The following is an 18,209-nucleotide window of genomic DNA, read 5'->3' on the forward strand; positions in this document are numbered from 1 at the left end:
CTACGCGGGTGGCCCGACGGCCGTGACATTGTGGTAAGCGATTTCTGCCAGCCGGGCCTGGCCGTCGCGGCCCGGGTGGAACCAGTCCCACCGGCTGAGCTGCTTCCCGGTGAACCGGTAGTCGAAGACTGCCCCGCCGTCGTACCGGCAGCGCCGGTCCTTCGCGCAGACGTCCTGGAGGACCTCGTTGAACGCGACCACCCGCCTCTGCACGGTGTCCCGCCGCGCCACGGCCGCCGCGTCCATGTTGTCCGCGTCGCCCAGCATCGACCGGCAGATCCCGAGCTTCCAGATCTGCTTGCCCAGCTCGTTGGTGCGTCCCGTCGACCAGAGGCGCTTCAGGTCCGGCACGCTCGACACGTACACCTGTGCCTGGGGAGCGGTGGCCCGCAGCTGCCGCATCGACGCCTCGAACGAGGCCCGGAAGTCCGCCACCGGGGTCATGAGGCGTACCGAGTCCCGGCACGCGTCGTTGGCACCGATCATCACGGTCACCAGCTCCGGCTTCTCCCGCGCCGCCAGCGCCATCTGCTCCGGCAACTGCGCTATCCGGGCTCCGGAAACGGCATGGTTCCAGCTGTGCGTGGCCGCCTTCGCGGCGCCGAGCAGCCGCACCGCGAGGCTGCGCACCCCGCTGTCCGTGCCGGTGGCCCAGGAGGCCTCCGGGCAGTCGGCCAGGACCGAGCAGGCGTCGAAGCCGCGGGTGATCGAGTCCCCGACGGCGGCGAGCGAGGCCGGTGTGCGGTCCCAGAGCGGCGCGGCGGCGGGGGAGGCCCGGCGCACACCGTCGGAGCCGCGTTCCTCGGCTTCTCCGGAGCCGCTGGAACAGCCCGCGAGCGTGAGGCCCCCGGTGAGCGAAAGCGCTGCCAGCGCGGCTGCGCCGGCGTGCCTGCGACGGCGTGCGAGACGTTCCGGCATTCCTGGTCCCCTCCGGTCGAAGCCCTGGTCATGCCGCCGGCCATGCCTCGGGCAAACCCCTGCGGCACAGGTGGCGGGCCCGCGCGCCCTGCCGGGTGAAAGCTGTGCGAATCATGGGCCCAGGACCGACGGTACGTCACACGCCCGGCCCCGGCGCACGGTAGCTTCTTCCCGTCGGCCCAGTGGAGCTTTGCCTGCCGCGTACACATGGGTGGCTCCCGCACGTCACACCTTTTCACATACCGGCCCTTTTCAGGAGATTCACTCCCGATGCTGTTTACTGATGACAACCTCGGGAGCCGACCGGGAAGAGGCGGTACGGGTACGAGGCCGCTGGGCAAGGCGAACTTCGTCCCACACTGGAGGTCCCGGTGACGACACGTGGAGTTCTGTACGTTCACTCCGCACCGCGCGCGCTGTGCCCGCATGTCGAATGGGCGGTAGCGGGAGTCCTCGGCCTGCGGGTTCAGCTCGACTGGATCAGACAGCCGGCCGCACCCGGCACCTGGCGGTCCGAATTCTCCTGGCAGGCCCGCCCCGGTACGGCGTCGGAGCTGGCCTCCGCGCTCCGGGGCTGGGATCTGCTGCGCTTCGAGGTGACGGCCGAGCCGTCCGCGACGGCCGAGGGCGAGCGCTACAGCTCGACGCCCGGACTGGGCATCTTCCACGCGGTGACCGGCATGCACGGCGACATCCTGATCCCCGAGGACCGGCTGCGGGCGGCGCTCGCGCGGTCCGTACGCGGTGAGACGGACCTGGAGGCGGAGGTCGCGAAGCTGCTGGGCAAGCCATGGGACGACGAACTGGAGTCCTTCCGGCACGCGGGCGAGGGCGCGCCGGTGCGTTGGCTGCACCAGGTGGTGTGAGCCTTCGGGGGCTCCGCCCCCGCACCTCCGCACCTCCGCACCCCCAGCCCTCCGGCGTTTGAGGAGCGGGGTCTGGGGCGGAGCCCCAGGTTCGGGAAGGGGCGGGTAGGGGAACAAGCCCGCGCAGCGCGAGAGGCCCGCCTCCCCTGATCGGGGAAGCGGGCCTCGGCACGGGCGGACGGCGCGATCAGACCGAACGGAACGCCAGCACCACGTTGTGCCCACCGAAGCCGAACGAGTTGTTGATCGCGGCGATCGGCCCCTCGGGCAGGGCACGCGGCTTGTCGCGTACGACATCCGCCTCCACCGCCTCGTCGAGGTTCTCGACGTTGATGGTCGGCGGGGCCAGACGCTTGTACAACGCCAGCACCGTGGCAACGGTCTCGATGCCGCCCGCGCCACCCAGCAGGTGACCCGTCATCGACTTCGTCGCGGAGATCGCGACATGGTCGAGGTCGTCGCCCAGGACCTTGCGCAGGGCCTTGATCTCGGCGACGTCACCGAGCGGGGTCGAGGTGGCGTGCGCGTTGAGGTGCACGATCTCGGCCGGCTTGAGGTCCGTCGCGTCGAGCAGGTTCTGCATCGCGGTCGCGATCCCGCGGCCCGTGGGCTCGGGCTGCGCGATGTGGTGCGAGTCGGCCGACAGACCCTGGCCCACCACCTCGCAGTAGACCCGGGCGCCACGCGCGGCGGCGTGCTCCGCGGACTCCAGGACGACGACGCCCGCGCCCTCACCGAGGACGAAGCCGTCACGGCCCGTGTCGTACGGGCGCGAGGCCTTCTCGGGCTCGTCGTTGCTCTTGGACATCGCCATCATGTTGGCGAACGCCGCGATCGGCAGCGGGTGGATCGCCGCCTCGGTACCGCCGGCGATGACCACGTCGGCGCGGCCGGTGCGGATCATCTCGACGGCGTACCCGATGGCCTCGGCGCCCGAAGCGCAGGCGGACACCGGGGTGTGGACGCCGGCCTGCGCGTTGACCTCGAGGCCGACGTTGGCCGCCGGGCCGTTGGGCATGAGCATGGGAACGGTGTGCGGGGAGACGCGGCGTACGCCCTTCTCCTTGAGCACGTCGTACTGGTCGAGCAGGGTGGTCACGCCGCCGATGCCGGAGGCGATGACCGAACCGAGACGCTCGGGGCGGACCTTCTCGTCCTCCCCGGCCTTGCCGGTGTAACCCGCGTCGGCCCACGCCTCACGGGCCGCGATCAGCGCGAACTGCGCCGAGCGGTCCAGCTTGCGGGCGAGCGGACGGGGCAGGACATCGCCCGGGTCGACGGCCGCGAGGGCGGCGATCCGGACGGGCAGGTCCGCGTAGCGCTCGCCCTCGAGGGGCTTGACGCCGGAACGGCCGGTCATCAGGCCTTCCCAGGTCGATGCGGTGTCGCCACCCAGCGGAGTGGTTGCGCCGATACCGGTGACGACCACGGTGCGATTGGTCGGGATCACTGGAAAATCTTCTCCACGTGTAGAGGGTCGTGAATCAGCGGCGCCACCGCCGGGTGGCGACACACGAACCGGGGCTGGATCAGCCCTGGTTCTTCAGGATGTAGCCGGCGGCGTCGCCGACGGTCTTGAGGTTCTTGACGTCCTCGTCCGGGATCTTGACGTCGAAACGCTCTTCGGCGGCGACGACGACCTCGACCATGGACAGCGAGTCGACGTCCAGGTCGTCGGTGAAGGACTTGTCCAGCTGGACGTCCTCGACCGGGATACCGGCGATCTCGTTGACGATCTCGGCGAGACCGGTGACGATCTCTTCCTGAGTGGCGGCCATGTGGCGCTCCTTCGGTGGTTTTCTTCAGGGTTCGGGCATTCGGACCGAGGTCCGGTGTGACTAGGGGAGGGTAACGACCGTCGCGGCGTAGACGAGACCCGCCCCGAAGCCGATGACGAGCGCGGTGTCGCCGCTCTTCGCCTGACCGGTCGCCAGGAGCCGCTCCATTGCGAGCGGGATCGAGGCGGCGGACGTATTGCCGGTGGTCTCCACGTCACGGGCGACCGTGACGTGCTCCGGCAGCTTCAGGGTCTTCACCATCGAGTCGATGATCCGCATGTTGGCCTGGTGCGGAATGAAGACATCCAGGTCGTCCACGGTGATCCCGGCCGCCTCCAGCGCCTGCTGGGCGATCTTCGCCATCTCGAAGACGGCCCAGCGGAAGACCGCCTGGCCCTCCTGCGTGATGGCGGGGAACTTCTCCGGACGGTCGGTGTGGAATTCGTCCCACGGCACGGTCTGCTTGATCGTGTCGGACTTGTCGCCCTCGGAGCCCCAGACGGTCGGGCCCATCGCCGGTACCTCGGAGGGGCCGACGACGACCGCGCCGGCGCCGTCACCGAACAGGAAGGCCGTCGCGCGGTCCTCCAGGTCGGTGAGGTCGCTCAGCCGCTCGACGCCGATCACGAGGACGTACTCGGCCGAGCCCTCGACGATCATGCCCTTGGCGAGCGTCAGGCCGTAGCCGAAGCCCGCGCAGCCGGCGGAGATGTCGAAGGCGGCGGGCTTGCCCGCACCGATCTTGTGGGCGATCTCGGTCGCGACGGCCGGGGTCTGCTTGAAGTGCGAGACGGTGGAGACGATCACTCCGCCGATCTGCTCGGGCGTGATCCCGGCGTCGGCGATCGCCTTGCCCGACGCCTCGATGGACATCGTGGACACGGTCTCCTCGTCGGAGGCCCAGTGCCGGGTGACGATGCCGGAGCGCGAACGGATCCACTCGTCGGACGAGTCGATCGTCTCGAGGATCACCTCGTTGGGCACGACACGGGTCGGCCGGTAACCGCCGACACCCATGATGCGTGCGTACGGGGCGCCCTTGCTGGGCTTGATCTTCGACATGCTCTCGGGCTCCTTAGACACCCGCGTGCTCGAGGATGAGCGCGCGGGCCGCGTCGAGGTCGTCGGGGGTCTTGAGCGCCAGCGTCTTCACACCGGGCAGCGCGCGCTTGGCGAGACCGGTGAGGGTACCGCCGGGGCAGACCTCGATCAGTGCCGTGACCCCGAGCCGCTGGAACGTCTCCATGCACAGGTCCCAGCGCACGGGGTTGGCGACCTGGCCGACCAGCCGGGCGATGATCTCGGTGCCGGTGGCGACGGTCCTGCCGTCGGCGTTCGACACGTACGTCACGGCGGGGTCGGTGACGGTCAGATCCGCGGCGGCCACCCGCAGCTTCTCCACGGCCGGAGCCATGTGGTGCGTGTGGAACGCGCCCGCCACCTGGAGCGGCACGACACGGCGTACGCCTTCGGGCTTGTCCGCGACCAGCGCGGCGATCTGCGCGGTGGTGCCGGCGGCGACGATCTGGCCGCCACCGTTGACGTTGGCCGGGGTCAGGCCCAGCTTCTCCAGGTGCGCGACCGATACGTCGTGGTCGCCGCCGAGCAGCGCGGCCATGCCGGTCTCGGTGACCGCTGCGGCCTCGGCCATGCCGAGACCGCGGGTGCGCACGAGACGGAGCGCGGCTTCGTCACCGATGACACCGGCGAGGGCGGCGGCGGTGATCTCACCGACACTGTGACCCGCGACGACGCCGGGCGAGGCGTCGAGCGCCGCGGCCGACAGCAGGCCCGCGGCCACGAGCAGCGGCTGGGCCACCGCCGTGTCACGGATCTCGTCCGCGTCGGCCTGCGTGCCGTAATGGGCAAGGTCGAGCCCGATGGCGTCGGACCAGGCCGCGATGCGGTCGGTGGCACCGGGGAGGTCGAGCCAGGGAGTCAGGAAGCCGGGCGTCTGAGCGCCTTGGCCGGGAGCGACGAGTACGAGCACCCTCACACTCTCTCTTGTGGACGGTCCCGGACGCCCGTGGGGACAGGGACGAAGAACCGTCGGGGGAATTGTTGAAGTCCGACAAAAGTCTAGGACTGAGGATCTCCGGCGGCCAAGCGCCCCAGGATCAGTGCGATCCGCAGTGTGAAAGCGGACCGCACATCGGAGGGTGACCACCCGGTGACGTCCGTCACACGTCGCAGCCGGTAGCGCACGGTGTTGGGGTGCACGAACAGCATTCGGGCGGCGCCTTCGAGGCTGCTCGCCTGTTCCAAGTACACACTCAACGTCTCCAGGAGGGCCGAACCCGCTTCTTCGAGCGGTCTGTAGATCTCCTCCACCAACTGGTCCCGTGCGGCGGGGTCCCCCGCCATCGCGCGTTCCGGAAGAAGATCGTCCGAGAGTACGGGACGCGGCGCGTCCTGCCAGGCTGAACACGCCTTGAGTCCCGCTGCGGCCGCCTGTGCGGACCGGGTGGCCGCCAGCAGGTCGGGCACCACGGGCCCGGCGACGACAGGGCCGGCCGCGTAGGGGCCGATCAGCGCCTTGGCGACGCGCAGGGGGTTGTCACTGCCGCCCGCGATGACGACCAGACGGTTGCCGAGGACTCCGGTGAGGACCTGGAGCTTCGCGTGCCGGGCGGCCCGGCGGATCGCCTCGACGGTCAGCTCGCTGTCGCCGTCGGGAGCGGTGCCGAGGACCACGCAGACGTGCTCGGGGGAGCTCCAGCCCAGTGCCGCGGCCCTGGACACGGCACCCTCGTCGGCCTCGCCGGACAGCACCGCGTTGACCACGAGCGATTCCAGCCGGGCGTCCCACGCGCCGCGCGCCTCCGCCGCCTGTGCGTACACCTGGGCGGTCGCGAAGGCGATCTCCCGGGCGTAGACGAGCAGTGCCTCACGAAGGACCGATTCGTCGCCGGGCGCCGCGACCTCCTCGATCGCGGTCTCCATGACCTCGATCGTCGTCCGCACCATCTCGACGGTCTGGCGCAGGGTGATGGCCCTGGTCAGCTCTCGGGGGGCGGTGCCGAACACATCGGTGGAGATGGCCTGCGGGGTCTCCGGATGCCGGAACCACTCCGTGAAGGCCGCGATACCCGCCTGGGCGACCAGGCCGATCCAGGACCGGTTCTCCGGTGGCATCGCCCGGTACCACGGCAGCGTCTCGTCCATGCGGGCGATCGCGTTCGCGGCCAGCCGGCCGGAGGACTGCTCCAGCCGCTTCAGCGTCGCGGCATGCAGATGGGCTTTGTTCGCAGCGGGCTGCTCAGGATCGGGTCGGGGCACGTACACAAGACTGCCTTATCGGGGCACAGGGACGGAGGGGCGGGGCGCACGGGACCGCTGCGGTCACCGGCCCGGCAGGGCTAACGTGGGCGCGTGATGGACGTACGCCGCTCCGGCGACCGCTTCCGCGGAGGGGACCCGGCCCCGGGAGTATCCGCGGGCATCGAGACGCTGCACGCCTTCTCCTTCGGGCGGTTCTACGACCCGGACAATCTGCGGTTCGGTCCGGTTCTGGCCTGCAACGAGGAGCGTCTCGCCCCCGGTGCGGGCTTCGGCGAACATCCGCACAGCCACACCGAAATCGTCACCTGGGTGGTGCGGGGCGAGCTCACCCACCGCGACTCGGCGGGCCACGCGACCGTCGTCAGGGCCGGTGACCTCCAGCACCTCAGCGCGGCGGCCGGGGTCCGTCACGTCGAGCGCAACGACGGCGAGGACCCGCTGACGTTCCTTCAGATGTGGCTGGCGCCCCTGTCGCCGGGAGGCGAACCCTCGTACACGGTCGTCCGCGGCATGGCCGACTCCACCCCCTACGAGCTCCCCGCCGCCGGCGCGATGCTGCACGTCCGCAGGCTTGCCGAGGGGGAGCGCGCGGCGGTCCCGGACGCGGCGGGGGTGTACGTACACGTGGTGAAGGGCGACGTACGGATCGGGGGCGAGGATCTGGGCCCCGGCGACTCGGCGCGGATCACGGGCTCGGAGGGTCTCGACGTGCTGGCCGTCACGCCCGCCCAGCTACTCCTCTGGGAGCTCGGCGCCGCCAGAGTGGGCGGAAATCTGTAGGTCGCCTCCCGTTGTCAGTCCCGTCCCATGAAGTACACCTGTACGCATGGGGATTGACGGGATCGACGCATACAAGATGAACGAGGACGAGACGTGTAAGCGGTTCGTCCTCCCAGCGTTGCGCGCTGCGGGGTGGAGCGAGAAGCAGATCCGTCCGCAGTACCGGATCAACGACGGTCGGCTGGTGCCGACCCGCAGGCGTCACAAGCGCGGGGCATCGCTCGCAGCCGACTACGTGCTGGAGTACGTCCCCGATGTGCCGATCGCCGTCGTGGAAGCCAAGCGCTACCGGCTCAGCGAGGAGAACGGCGTCGAGCAGGCACGGCGGTACGCACGCAAACTGGGTCTGTCCTTCGCGTACGCCACCAATGGACGAAGCATTGTGGAGATCGACTTCAGTGGCGACAAGCCCGCGATCCGCTCCATAGACCAGTTCCCGTCGCCCGCCGTCCTGTGGGCGCGTTTTCTGAGCGATCAGGGGGTTCGTGGCACGGCGGCGGGCGAGGAGCTGATGTCGGCACCGTACGACTACACCCTCCGCAATACCGACAACTCGGTGAAGCGTCCGCGCTATTACCAGCGGGTCGCCATCACCCGGGCGCTCGCGGCGCTTGCGCGTGACGAGCGCCGCATCCTGCTGGTGCTGGCTACGGGGACGGGCAAGACCATGCTCGCCCTCCAGCTGGTCGCCAGGCTTTCCAAGTCCCCGGGCGCGTTCGGCGGACGCAAGCCCCGGGTGCTCTACCTCGCCGACCGCAACATGCTGATCGACGACCCCAAGGACCGCTACTTCCTGCCGGTGTTCGGAGAGGACGACGTCCACAAGATCGGTGGCGGTGAGGCCAAGCGCGGACGGAAGATCTACTTCGCGCTCTACCAGTCCCTGGAGCAGGGGGAGGCGCAGGCCGAGCTGTTCCGGGAGTATCCGCCGGACTACTTCGATCTCGTCATCGTCGACGAGTGCCACCGGGGCAGTGCGAGCAGCGACTCGCGGTGGCGCAAGGTGCTGGAGCACTTCGAACCCGCCGTGCAGATCGGGCTGACCGCCACCCCGGTCAGGGACGGGAAGAAGAAGACCGACACGCTGGATTACTTCGGCAACCCCGTCTATTCGTACTCGCTCAGGGACGGTATCGAGGACGGCTTCCTCTCGCCCTACCGGGTGCGCAGAGTCCGGCTGAACGTGGACGTGGGGGGCTACCGGCCCGAGCCGGGCAAGAAGGATGTCTACGGCCGGGAGATCCCCGACGATCTCTACGGGCCCAAGGAGTTCGAGCGGGTCATGGTGATCCTGGAGCGGACCGAGGCAGCGGCGCACTACCTCATCGACTACCTCCGCAAGAACGCCGAGGACGGACGATTGGGCAAGACGCTCGTCTTCTGCGAGAACAACGACCACGCCGGCCGGATGCGGACCGCCCTGCACAACATCGCCTCCGAGGAGGTCGCCGTACTTCCGGACTTCGTCAAGCGGATCACCAGCGCGGACGCGCCGCATGTCGGGGAGTCCCTGGAGGAGTTCCGCAAGGCCGACTCCAGCCAGCCCGTCATCGCGGTGACGTCCAAGCTGCTGTCAACAGGTGTGGATCTGCCCGCGGTGCGGAACGTGGTGCTGTTCCGGCGGATGGCCTCCATGCCCGAGTTCAAGCAGGTCATCGGGCGCGGCACCCGACTGTGTCCGGAGATCGGCAAGGAGTCCTTCGACATCATCGACTTCGTGGAGGCGACCCGCCTCTTCGAGGACAAGGCATTCGACGGCCCGCCGCTGAAGTTGCTCCAGGAAACGGCCGACGAGCAGGGCGAGCTGGTGGATGTCGAGGACATCACTCCGACGGCCGGGGAGGCCGGTGCCGAGGAGGGGGAGTCGGTCGCCGAGCCGCAGGCCGAGTACGAGGAGCAGGACGGCGGCTCGTTCGACCCGGTCGGGGACGACGGTGACACGGTGACCGACCAGGACGAGGTCGATCGCATCCAGGCGCGGGGCAAGCGCTATCGGGTGCGTGGTGTCGACGTCTACAAGTTGGGCGAGCGGCGCTATCAGCTTGCTGACGACGGTGTGACCATGACGCTGGTGAGCGTCGAGCAGTGGGTGCACAACCAGGTGCTCGAACTGGACCTGGACCCGGCACAGTTGCGTACGCAGTGGGCGAGGGCCAAGAGCCGTGCCGTGCTGATGGAGGCCCTGCGGGAAGCCGACATCGACGTGGAGGAGCTGCCGGAGGAGCTGGGCAAGCCCGACGTGGACCCGGTGGACCTGCTGGTCAGTGCGGCCTGGGAGGGGCTTGCCGTGGTGAGCCGGGACGAGCGGCTGACCTGGTTCCGCCGGGAGCAGGAGGAGTTCATGGACTCCTTCGGGGAGCGGGCGCGTGAGGTACTGGAGGCGATGCTGGTGAAGTTCGCCGAGGCGGGCTCGCCGCAGCTGAAGGTGGACACACTGAAGGTGCCGCCGTTCGACTCGATGGGCCGGGTGGTGGACCTGGCGGCGCGGTTCGGTGGACCCCGGCAGGCACACGAGGCGATCGACCAGCTGGCGACTCGACTCCTGAATGTTGTGTAACTGTAAGACTGCTTTAGTTCTGTGCGAACGTTAGTCGTAAAACTAAAGCAGTCTTTGAGTTTCATGACGGTGCTAGGGTAGAGCCGTGCTCAGAGACCGTACGGACAGCCGCGCAGCCCTCTGGCGGACTGCCGCCGGTCAGCGCGGTTACTTCACCGCCGCGCAGGCGCTGGATGCCGGGTACTCGTACCAGGCTCAGCGCTACCACGCCCAGCATGGCAACTGGCTGGTGGTGGACCGGGCACTCTACCGCTTCCGGGAGTTCTCGGACCTGCCGGGCGAAGGCGACGAACAGCTGGTGCGCTGGTCGCTGTGGAGCAAAGGACGGGCGGTGGTTTCGCACGCCACCGCCCTCGCGGTCCATGACCTCGGCACGGCCAACCCGTCCCGCATCCATCTCACAGTGGGGCGCGGCTTCCGGCAGAAGTCGGACGCGGTGATCCTGCACCGCGCGGAACTGGCCGAGCCGGACGTGGCGGACCGGATGGGGTACCGGGTGACGACCCCGCTCCGTGCGCTCGTGGAGTGCGCGGCAAGCGGTGACGACCAGGACGTCCTTGACGGGGCTGTCTCCGAGGCGCTGGAGCGGGGCATCGTGACCCGGCGGAAGCTGCTGCATGCCGCACAGCTTCTGGGCTCGCGTGCGGAACTGGGCGTGGAGCGAGCGCTCGGGACGGTGTCGTGACCGGCCGCTACGGTGATGCGACGGCCCTGCGCCGCGCGCTGGAGGCCCGGCTGAAGCAGGAGGCCGACCGGACCGGCACCGACCTTGCCCGTCGTCGGCGCCTCGTCGTCTTCGACCGCATGGCGGCACGCCTTGCGGAGGACCCGGCCGGCGGCTGGGTCCTGAAGGGCGGGGCGGTGATGGAGTTCCGGCTCACCGGACGTGCCCGTACCACCAAGGACCTGGACCTGGCGCTGCGGCCCGAGGACGGTTCGGAGGCGGAAGGGAGCGAGGTGCGTGAGCTGCTGATCGATGCCATGGCGGTCGACCTGGACGGCGACGGCTTCCGTTTCCGTGTCGGTGCGCCTGTCCCGTTGAAGGCCGATACGGCTGGGCGGGGTGGCTGGCGATTCTCCGTCGAGGCCCACCTTGCGGGGAAGCTGTTCGCCGGAGTCCGGGTGGACGTGGTGGACCGGGGCGAGGAGATTGCCTGCACGGAACGCATCCCGCTTCCCAACACCCTTGATTTCGCGGGGACGCCGCAGCGTGCGATAGAAGCCGTCGACCGCCGTCAGCACTTCGCGGAGAAGCTGCACGCTTTCACCCGTGACTACGGCAACCGCCCCAATACGAGGGTCAAGGACCTGGTGGACCTCGTGCTGCTGGCCGAGAACGGCCTGGTGGGCGATGCAGCACTCGCGGAGGTCGTACGGCATGTCTTCGCGGTACGCGCCACACACGAGGTCCCGGACGAACTCCCGGATCCGCCACCCCGCTGGCGCGAAAGCTACCCGGAACTGGCGCGGGAACTGACGACAGAGATCCCGCCGACGCTTGAAGCGGCCCTCGCACTGGTGCGAGAGCTGTGGGCGGTGGCGCTCGCCGACGAACTACATATTTCTTCTCGACCCGAACAGAAAGACCGGCTGAGCTGACATGGCAGCGACCAAGAAGAAAACGGCGGAGAAGTCCCCCGGCACCTCACGGACACGCCTCGCGTCTCTGATCAAGTCCGCGCGCGACACGATGCGCAAGGACGCCGGGATGAACGGTGACCTGGACCGGCTGCCGCAGCTGTCCTGGCTGCTCTTCCTCAAGGCGTTCGACGAGCGCGTCGAGCAGGAGGGCGAGGCGCTGGACCCGGACGGCTACCGGCGGGCCATCGAGGAGCCGTACCGCTGGGAGGACTGGGCGACCGACCGGGACCACAGTGGTGACGAGCTGAAGTCGTTCGTCAACGAGAAGCTCATCCCGCACCTGGCCGGGCTGGTCGGCGACGACGCGGAGGACCCGCGCAACGTCATCTCGACCATCTTCAAGGACGTCGTCAACCGCATGCAGTCCGGCACGTTGCTGCGGGAGCTGGTCGACATCGTCAACCAGATCCACTTCGTCTCGACCGACGACATCCACACGATGGCGTTCGTCTACGAGTCGATCCTCAAGGAGATGCGCGACGCCGCCGGCGACTCGGGTGAGTTCTACACCCCGCGCCCGGTCAACCGCTTCATGGTCCAGCAGTCCTTCCTCGAACTAGGCGAGTCGATTCTCGACCCGGCGAGCGGCACGGGAGGGTTCCTGGTCCAGGCGTACGAGGAGCTGAAGGGCCAGGTCAAGACGAACACCCAGCGCAGGCGGCTGCTCGCGGACATCCGCGGCATCGAGAAGAAGCCGCTGCCGTATCTGCTTGGCTCGATGAACCTGCTGTTGCACGGTATTGACGCGCCGCAGGTCCGGCGTGCCAACTCGCTCCTGGAAATGCGGACCTCCAACGCCGCCGACAAGGTGGACGTGGTCCTTACCAACCCGCCCTTCGGCGGCGAGGAGGAATCGACGGTCGTCAAGGCATTCCCCGACGGCTTCCGGACCCAGGAGACGGCCTGGCTCTTCCTGTACTCGATCCTCGACCAGCTCAAGCTGGGTGGGCGGTGCGCGATCGTTCTACCCAACGGCAGTCTGTTCGCGACGGGAGAGAACTCCATCGGCGCGAAGATCAAGAAGAAGCTGATGAAGGACTGCAACCTTCACACGGTTGTCCGTCTCCCGCAGGGCGTCTTCGCGCCGTACACCCAGATCCCGTCCAACATCCTCTTCTTCGAGAAGACCGGTCCGACGAAGGACGTCTGGTTCTACGAGGTTCCGTTGCCGGATGGTCGCCGGGGCTACACGAAGACGAAGCCGATGCGGATCGAGGAGTACCAGCCGTGCGTGGATTGGTGGGGCGGCAAGGAGCGCGAAGGGCGGGAAGCGGGAGAGCAAGCGTGGGCCATCCCGGCATCGGACATCATCGCCTCCGGCTTCAACCTGGACATCGCCAACCCGCACGTGGGTGATGAGTTGGCACATCGGACGCCGGAAGAACTGGTGGACGAGCTAGTGAAAACGGAGACGGAGATCCTGAACCAGCTGGAAGAGCTGCGTAAAGGGCTGGGGGTGAGCAGCAGTGCAGAGTGATGTTCGCCTTGGCGACGTGCTTCAGCTGGAGCGGATCGCAGTTGATGTGGATACCGAGGCGCAGTACCGGCAGATCGGTATCAGGTCGTTTGGGAACGGGATCTTCCATCGAGATCCTTGCCTGGGCAGTGAGTTGAGCAAGCTCAAGTACTTCGAAGTGCATCCAGGTCGAATTGTCGTGAGTAACATCATGGCTTGGGAGGGAGCCATTGCTGTTTCAAGCGAGAGGGAAAAGGGGTTTGTAGGGTCGGCTCGATTCCTTAGCTACCGACCGACCGGGAAGGTTGACCTTCGCTATCTGAACTACTTCTTCCAGAGTGAAGCAGGGAAGGCTCTCATTAAGTCGGTCTCGACGGGGACCGTTACACGGAACCAAACCGTTTCACCAAAGAACTTTGAGAACGCGAAGGTTCTGTTGCCCGACCTGACCGAGCAGCGCCGCGTTGCCGACAAGCTCGACACAGGGATGCAGCGAATCGGCGGTGTTTTGGCGCTTCGTGATCACATGACGCGGATCCAGAAAGAGCTTCACGAGTCGCTGATCAGCTCCGCGCTGAATGCGAACTTGGAGAGAGTTTGGGCGGGCGAGGTCCTTGAGCTAGTCCGTGATGAGATTGATGTTGATCTCGATGCGCCGTACAGGGCTATCGGGATGCGATCCTTTGGTAAAGGGATCATACATTATGAGCCGGTTCCCGGGAGTGAGCTCAGTAAGCTTAAGTACTACACATTTCCGGTAGGGGCCATTGTCTTCAACAACATCATGGCCTGGGAGGGGGCGATTGGCGTCACGACGGAATCCGAGCGAGAGTTCATCGCTTCGCAGAGATTTCTTCCGTACGTTCCCACTGGGGAGCGAGTTAACGTCAGTTATCTCCGTCACTATTTCTTGAGTCGACCTGGTCTGGCGCAGATCTCTGCGTGTTCTCCCGGCGCTATGGCCAGGAATCGGACCCTGGGCATCAAGAAGTTTGAGGGGATCGAAATTCCGCTGCCGCCGCGCGATGTGCAGGACCGTATTGCTTTGGCAATCGATCGACTTGCCATGAAGCTTGCAGGCGCCTATGCCGCTCCTGCGGCTTCGGCTGTGCGGCCGGCGCTACTCGATGCTGCTTTCTCTGGGCGGCTGTAGCCCAAGGCATCAAGTCACTCGGCCTGAACCCGCCGCCACCCTCCGTCCGTGACCACCACATGGTCCAGGAAGCGCAGGCCGACCGCCGCAGCCCCCGCCGCCAGGCGGGTCGTAGCGCGGTGGTCGGCCTCGCTCGGGTCCGCCCGGCCCGTGGGGTGGTTGTGGGCAACACCGAAGGACGCGCCGCCTGCCGCGAGGACCAGGGCGAGGACGTCGCGGACCGGGAGCAGGCTGCGGTCCGAGGCGCCCTCGGTCAGGACGCTCGTACGCAGAACCGTGCCCGCCCCGTCACAGACGACCACGACGACTCGTTCGTGGCGCAGGCCGTGCAGGAGGGGAGCCGCGATGCTCGCCAAGTCGGCCGAGCCGCAGACCCTTTGGCGGGAGGACGGAGAAGGAGGCGCGGCCCGTCGGCCCAGCTGGAACGCCGCCGGTACCCGGGCCGTCTTCGCCGGGCCGATCCCGGCCAGGCCCGCCCCCAGTTCGTGCGCGGGAAGGCGGGACAGTTCGTACAGGCCGCCGTGCCGGACGATCAGCCGCCCGGCCAGTTCCACCGCATCCTGGCCGGGGACTCCGGCGCCCAGCAACAGAGCCAGGAGCTCACGGTCGGACAGTGCCTCCGCGCCCCGTGCCAGCAGCCGTTCGCGCGGCCGGTCCCGGGCGGGCACGTCCCGCATACGTACCATCGCTCCGCACCCCCTCAGTCCACCGAGTCGCGGTCGAGAGGCTCCGAGCCGGCGGCTACCGGCGGGTCGGGCTCCACGTCAGAAGAAGAGACGGGCGTCCCCCCGCCCCCGCTGCTCCCCGCCGCCGATCCGATGAGCGCCATCAGCCGTCGGTGCAACGTCTCCGAGCGGGCCCGCAGGAAACCGTCGTAGTCATCGCGCAACGCGGCCTGGTAGGCATCCTCCTCGATGAGGCACGTCCGCAGCCGCTCCCGCAGGACGTCCTCGCCGTTCCAGTCGGCCAGGTCCTTGAGGTAGGCGGAGGGGCGACGGTCGGAGATCCAGTTGTTCGTGATCGCGCTGAGCATGATCAGGTTGCCGCAGACGTTGTCCTGCCCTGACTTCACCCCTTCCTTCTTCAAGTACGCACGCGGAAAGAAGTGGTGGAACTGCTTCCCGTTCTGCCAGGACAGTGCGTCAGCCACGTCGATGACGAGGCCCGTGTTCAGATCGAGCGGCTTCTCGTACGACATGAGCAGGACCAGGAGCTTGCTGGGTGCGTTCTGCCGGGAGAACTGCGCACGCTGCCACAGAATGCTCCGGGGGAGCGCGGCCCCTGTCTCGATCTCCGTCGAGCGGCCCTGCCGCGAACTCCGTGACCGCCGTCAGGTCCGGCCCCATCTGGGACTCTCGCCAGCCCTTGAAGTACTCGCCGCTCGCCGTGAGCCAGAACCATCGGGTCACTGCGTCGTACTGACCGGCCGTCGGCTTGGGCAGCCGCCTGAACAGCTCGACCAGGACAGCGAACTGGTTGTAGTACGGCAGCGCTTCCGCCTGCGGGGTGTGGATCTGGGTGGAGAGGAAGTCCACTGCCCTCGCCGCCGCCTTGCCCGCCTCGCCGACGGCCGTCTGGAGCTGCGGCTGGTCCAGGCTGCGCAGCTCGTGGATGGACCTGGTGGAAAAGCCGAACCCTGCCGCCGCCGAAATCGTCCGCAACATCGTCTTCGCGTCGACCCGGCCGTACTTCTTGGCATCGAGGACCTGGAGCAACTGCTCGATCTGGTCATTGAGGTCGAAGTCCTTGGACCAGGTGCCCGCCCGGATCAGGTCCACGATGTCCATGGACGTACCGGTGCTGTTGATTCGCTCGAAGATACGGGCCGAGTCTTCCTCGGAGACATCCAGGAGCGTCACTATCGGCACCTGGTAGTGCGCGAACTGCTCGCTCAATGCCTCGGCTCGGAGCCGTAGTTCGTCATTGGGCTTGTCCTGCCGGATCCAGGAAAGCATCGCTCCGACGGAGGTGAGGTGGCGCACGGGCATGATGTGAGGCCCGGTCGGAGCGTCTTCCGTGAGGTGCAGGAATTCCTCGCGCTCCAGGTCGTACGCGATCTCCCATATCGGCCCGGAGCCATGCAGCGCACCCACCAGGCTGGCGAGGCGTTGTTGGCCGTCGAGCACGTAGTGCACCGGGGCGCCCTCGTGCTGTTCGACGGTGTCCAGGCCTGCGATCTCGTGTCCGCTGGCCAGCTTGGCCGTGGTGCGCCACATGAGCAGGCTGCCGATGGGGTAGTTGCGGCGCACCGAGTCGAGCAGGTACAGGACCTGCTGCGGGGTCCAGACGAACGCCCGCTGGAACTTCGGTAAAACGATGTCGCCGGACAGCACCCGCGAGGCGAGTGAGGTGATCGGCGCAATCGTCGGCTCGGGCGCGCGTACCCGTGCCGGTGACACCGGTGATGTCCCCATCGTGTACCCCCTGATCGCCGTAATCCCACAGCTGGAGCAGCTATGGGGACGATCGTAGGGGGCACCACTGACATCCAATGCGCCTGCGGTCTGAAGGCGCGGAGGCGACCTACCGCGCCGACTCCGCGGTGGGTGAGCACTCGGCGCGGCATCTGCGCCGCATCCTGCGCCTGTACCTCGCCGGCTGGGGGCTCCTTGACGTCGCCGACGCGGCTGAGCTGGCGCTCACTGAACTGATCGCGAATGTCGTGCGGCACGTCCCCGGTCGTCGCTGCCAGACATGCATTCTCCCGCTCCAGGCCGGCGGCGTGCGGGTCGAGGTTGCGGACGGGTGCCCGCAGCTGCCCAGTGCCGTCGCGGGTGACGAACTCGCCGAGGGTGGGCGGGGTCTGCTCCTGGTCGCCGCCGTCACAGACGGCTGGGGTGTGGAGCCGCGCGGCTCCGGCGGCAAGACGGTGTGGTTCGAGTGCCTGGCCGCCAAAGCCGACGACGGTGTCGCCGAGGGGTGATGTCTCTCAGTGGGGGGCGCCAAGCTCCGCCAGCACCGCGTCCGTGAACAGCGGCCACACCTCGGCTGCCCAGGGCCCGAAGGCCCGGTCGGTGAGCGCCACGCAGGCCGCTCCCGCCACCGGGTCGATCCACAGGAACGTCCCGGACTGGCCGAAGTGCCCGAAGGTCGCCGGGGACGAGGAAGCGCCTGTCCAGTGGGGCGACTTGGAGTCGCGGATCTCGAAGCCGAGCCCCCAGTCGTTGGGGTTCTGGTGGCCGTAACCAGGCAGGACCCCCTTCAGGCCGGGATGGACGACGGTCTGCGCCTCCAGCACCGTGCGCGGGTCCAGCAGCCGGGGTGTCTGCACCTCCGCCGCGAACCGCACCAGGTCCTCGACGGTCGAGACGCCGTCCCGGGCGGGCGAGCCGTCCAGGGTCGTCGACGTCATGCCCAGCGGCTCCAGGACGGCCTGGCGCAGGTACTCGGCGAACGGGATGTCCGTCGCCTTCGCCAGGTGGTCCCCGAGCACCTCGAAGCCCGCGTTGGAGTACAGCCGCCGGGTGCCGGGAGGGGCGCTCACGCGGTGCTCGTCGAAGGCGAGGCCGCTGGTGTGCGCGAGGAGGTGCCGCACGGTGGACCCCTCGGGGCCCGCCGGTTCGTCCAGCTCCACGGCCCCCTCCTCGTACGCCACCAGCACCGCGTACGCCGCGAGCGGCTTGGTGACGGAGGCGAGCGGGAAGCGGTGTGCGACCGGACCGCGCGTACCGAGTACGGTGCCGTCCGCCCGTACGACGGCTGCCGCGACGGTCGTGACGGGCCAGTTGTCGATCATCTCCAGGCTCTGCATGAGTGTGAGCCTAATCCGAAACACGCG

Annotated in this window: 18 protein-coding genes; 8 read left to right on the forward strand and 10 right to left on the reverse strand. The window is 68.1% G+C overall.

Annotation, left to right across the window (positions count from 1 at the left end; all coding sequences use genetic code 11):
- Positions 1-918 carry an SGNH/GDSL hydrolase family protein gene (locus F0344_RS26140; RefSeq protein WP_185301097.1) on the reverse strand — a complete coding sequence of 306 codons (918 nt, stop codon included), beginning with the start codon at positions 916-918 and terminating at the stop codon, positions 1-3.
- A gap of 371 nt (positions 919-1,289) precedes the next feature.
- Here F0344_RS26140 and F0344_RS26145 point away from each other — a divergent pair, with 371 nt between their 5' ends.
- On the forward strand, positions 1,290-1,784 hold the full coding sequence (locus F0344_RS26145) for a DUF3145 domain-containing protein (protein ID WP_185301098.1): 495 nt from the start codon (positions 1,290-1,292) through the stop codon (positions 1,782-1,784).
- 187 nt (positions 1,785-1,971) lie between these two features.
- On the opposite strand, the gene fabF is transcribed toward F0344_RS26145, so the two are convergent.
- The 5 genes from fabF to F0344_RS26170 all read right to left on the reverse strand — a co-directional run bounded on the left by fabF (position 1,972) and on the right by F0344_RS26170 (position 6,841).
- Positions 1,972-3,234, reverse strand: a complete 1,263-nt coding sequence (fabF, locus tag F0344_RS26150) for a beta-ketoacyl-ACP synthase II (protein WP_185301099.1) — start codon at positions 3,232-3,234, stop codon at positions 1,972-1,974.
- 79 nt (positions 3,235-3,313) lie between these two features.
- Complete coding sequence (locus F0344_RS26155; protein ID WP_185301100.1) at positions 3,314-3,562, reverse strand: acyl carrier protein; 249 nt, start codon at positions 3,560-3,562, stop codon at positions 3,314-3,316.
- Between the two features lie 60 nt (positions 3,563-3,622).
- Positions 3,623-4,624: a ketoacyl-ACP synthase III gene (locus F0344_RS26160; protein WP_185301101.1), complete on the reverse strand. Its 1,002-nt coding sequence runs from the start codon at positions 4,622-4,624 to the stop codon at positions 3,623-3,625.
- A gap of 13 nt (positions 4,625-4,637) precedes the next feature.
- Positions 4,638-5,552, reverse strand: coding sequence for an ACP S-malonyltransferase (locus tag F0344_RS26165; RefSeq protein ID WP_185301102.1), 915 nt, complete (start codon positions 5,550-5,552; stop codon positions 4,638-4,640).
- A gap of 89 nt (positions 5,553-5,641) precedes the next feature.
- Positions 5,642-6,841, reverse strand: coding sequence for a PucR family transcriptional regulator (locus tag F0344_RS26170; RefSeq protein ID WP_185301103.1), 1,200 nt, complete (start codon positions 6,839-6,841; stop codon positions 5,642-5,644).
- A gap of 96 nt (positions 6,842-6,937) precedes the next feature.
- On the opposite strand from F0344_RS26170, the gene F0344_RS26175 reads away from it, so the two are divergent.
- The 6 genes from F0344_RS26175 to F0344_RS26200 all read left to right on the forward strand — a co-directional run bounded on the left by F0344_RS26175 (position 6,938) and on the right by F0344_RS26200 (position 14,431).
- On the forward strand, positions 6,938-7,624 hold the full coding sequence (locus F0344_RS26175; protein ID WP_185302897.1) for a pirin family protein: 687 nt from the start codon (positions 6,938-6,940) through the stop codon (positions 7,622-7,624).
- 46 nt (positions 7,625-7,670) lie between these two features.
- On the forward strand, positions 7,671-10,181 hold the full coding sequence (gene hsdR, locus F0344_RS26180) for an EcoAI/FtnUII family type I restriction enzme subunit R (RefSeq protein ID WP_185301104.1): 2,511 nt from the start codon (positions 7,671-7,673) through the stop codon (positions 10,179-10,181).
- 85 nt (positions 10,182-10,266) lie between these two features.
- Positions 10,267-10,866 (forward strand): type IV toxin-antitoxin system AbiEi family antitoxin domain-containing protein, encoded by a 600-nt coding sequence (locus tag F0344_RS26185; RefSeq protein WP_185301105.1) that lies wholly within the window; start codon positions 10,267-10,269, stop codon positions 10,864-10,866.
- Positions 10,863-11,780: a nucleotidyl transferase AbiEii/AbiGii toxin family protein gene (locus F0344_RS26190; protein WP_258050123.1), complete on the forward strand. Its 918-nt coding sequence runs from the start codon at positions 10,863-10,865 to the stop codon at positions 11,778-11,780. Before F0344_RS26185 ends, F0344_RS26190 begins: the two co-directional genes overlap by 4 nt.
- Position 11,781: 1 nt before the next feature.
- The gene (locus F0344_RS26195; protein ID WP_185301106.1) at positions 11,782-13,299 is read left to right on the forward strand and encodes a type I restriction-modification system subunit M; all 1,518 of its coding nucleotides are present in this window, start codon (positions 11,782-11,784) and stop codon (positions 13,297-13,299) included.
- The gene (locus F0344_RS26200) at positions 13,289-14,431 is read left to right on the forward strand and encodes a restriction endonuclease subunit S (RefSeq protein WP_185301107.1); all 1,143 of its coding nucleotides are present in this window, start codon (positions 13,289-13,291) and stop codon (positions 14,429-14,431) included. Before F0344_RS26195 ends, F0344_RS26200 begins: the two co-directional genes overlap by 11 nt.
- Before the next feature lie 14 nt (positions 14,432-14,445).
- Here the strand turns inward: F0344_RS26200 and F0344_RS26205 are convergent, their stop codons facing one another.
- The 3 genes from F0344_RS26205 to F0344_RS26215 are packed head-to-tail and all read right to left on the reverse strand — an operon-like array spanning position 14,446 to position 16,845.
- Positions 14,446-15,108 (reverse strand): JAB domain-containing protein, encoded by a 663-nt coding sequence (locus F0344_RS26205; protein WP_185301108.1) that lies wholly within the window; start codon positions 15,106-15,108, stop codon positions 14,446-14,448.
- 23 nt (positions 15,109-15,131) lie between these two features.
- Positions 15,132-15,629, reverse strand: coding sequence for a hypothetical protein (locus F0344_RS26210; protein WP_185301109.1), 498 nt, complete (start codon positions 15,627-15,629; stop codon positions 15,132-15,134).
- Positions 15,574-16,845, reverse strand: coding sequence for a GmrSD restriction endonuclease domain-containing protein (locus tag F0344_RS26215; protein ID WP_185301110.1), 1,272 nt, complete (start codon positions 16,843-16,845; stop codon positions 15,574-15,576). The genes F0344_RS26210 and F0344_RS26215 overlap by 56 nt, the downstream gene beginning before the upstream one ends.
- Positions 16,846-16,922: 77 nt before the next feature.
- Here F0344_RS26215 and F0344_RS26220 point away from each other — a divergent pair, with 77 nt between their 5' ends.
- Positions 16,923-17,354 carry an ATP-binding protein gene (locus tag F0344_RS26220; protein ID WP_185301111.1) on the forward strand — a complete coding sequence of 144 codons (432 nt, stop codon included), beginning with the start codon at positions 16,923-16,925 and terminating at the stop codon, positions 17,352-17,354.
- 6 nt (positions 17,355-17,360) lie between these two features.
- Here F0344_RS26220 and F0344_RS26225 read toward each other — a convergent pair whose 3' ends face one another.
- Positions 17,361-18,182 carry a serine hydrolase domain-containing protein gene (locus F0344_RS26225; RefSeq protein WP_185301112.1) on the reverse strand — a complete coding sequence of 274 codons (822 nt, stop codon included), beginning with the start codon at positions 18,180-18,182 and terminating at the stop codon, positions 17,361-17,363.
- Positions 18,183-18,209 lie beyond the last annotated feature (27 nt).

Origin of the sequence: Streptomyces finlayi (assembly GCF_014216315.1) — a bacterium.
Classification (GTDB): Bacteria; Actinomycetota; Actinomycetes; order Streptomycetales; family Streptomycetaceae; genus Streptomyces; species Streptomyces finlayi_A.

Excerpts from the sequence above, each read along its gene's own strand:
- F0344_RS26140 (WP_185301097.1), bottom strand. The coding sequence starts at position 918 with ATGCCGGAACGTCTCGCACGCCGTCGCAGGCACGCCGGCGCAGCCGCG.
- F0344_RS26195 (WP_185301106.1), top strand. The coding sequence starts at position 11,782 with ATGGCAGCGACCAAGAAGAAAACGGCGGAGAAGTCCCCCGGCACCTCA.
- F0344_RS26225 (WP_185301112.1), bottom strand. The coding sequence starts at position 18,182 with ATGCAGAGCCTGGAGATGATCGACAACTGGCCCGTCACGACCGTCGCG.
- F0344_RS26210 (WP_185301109.1), bottom strand. The coding sequence starts at position 15,629 with ATGTCGTACGAGAAGCCGCTCGATCTGAACACGGGCCTCGTCATCGAC.
- F0344_RS26155 (WP_185301100.1), bottom strand. The coding sequence starts at position 3,562 with ATGGCCGCCACTCAGGAAGAGATCGTCACCGGTCTCGCCGAGATCGTC.
- F0344_RS26215 (WP_185301110.1), bottom strand. The coding sequence starts at position 16,845 with ATGGGGACATCACCGGTGTCACCGGCACGGGTACGCGCGCCCGAGCCG.
- F0344_RS26175 (WP_185302897.1), top strand. The coding sequence starts at position 6,938 with ATGGACGTACGCCGCTCCGGCGACCGCTTCCGCGGAGGGGACCCGGCC.
- hsdR (WP_185301104.1), top strand. The coding sequence starts at position 7,671 with ATGGGGATTGACGGGATCGACGCATACAAGATGAACGAGGACGAGACG.
- F0344_RS26160 (WP_185301101.1), bottom strand. The coding sequence starts at position 4,624 with ATGTCGAAGATCAAGCCCAGCAAGGGCGCCCCGTACGCACGCATCATG.
- F0344_RS26220 (WP_185301111.1), top strand. The coding sequence starts at position 16,923 with ATGCGCCTGCGGTCTGAAGGCGCGGAGGCGACCTACCGCGCCGACTCC.
- F0344_RS26205 (WP_185301108.1), bottom strand. The coding sequence starts at position 15,108 with ATGCGGGACGTGCCCGCCCGGGACCGGCCGCGCGAACGGCTGCTGGCA.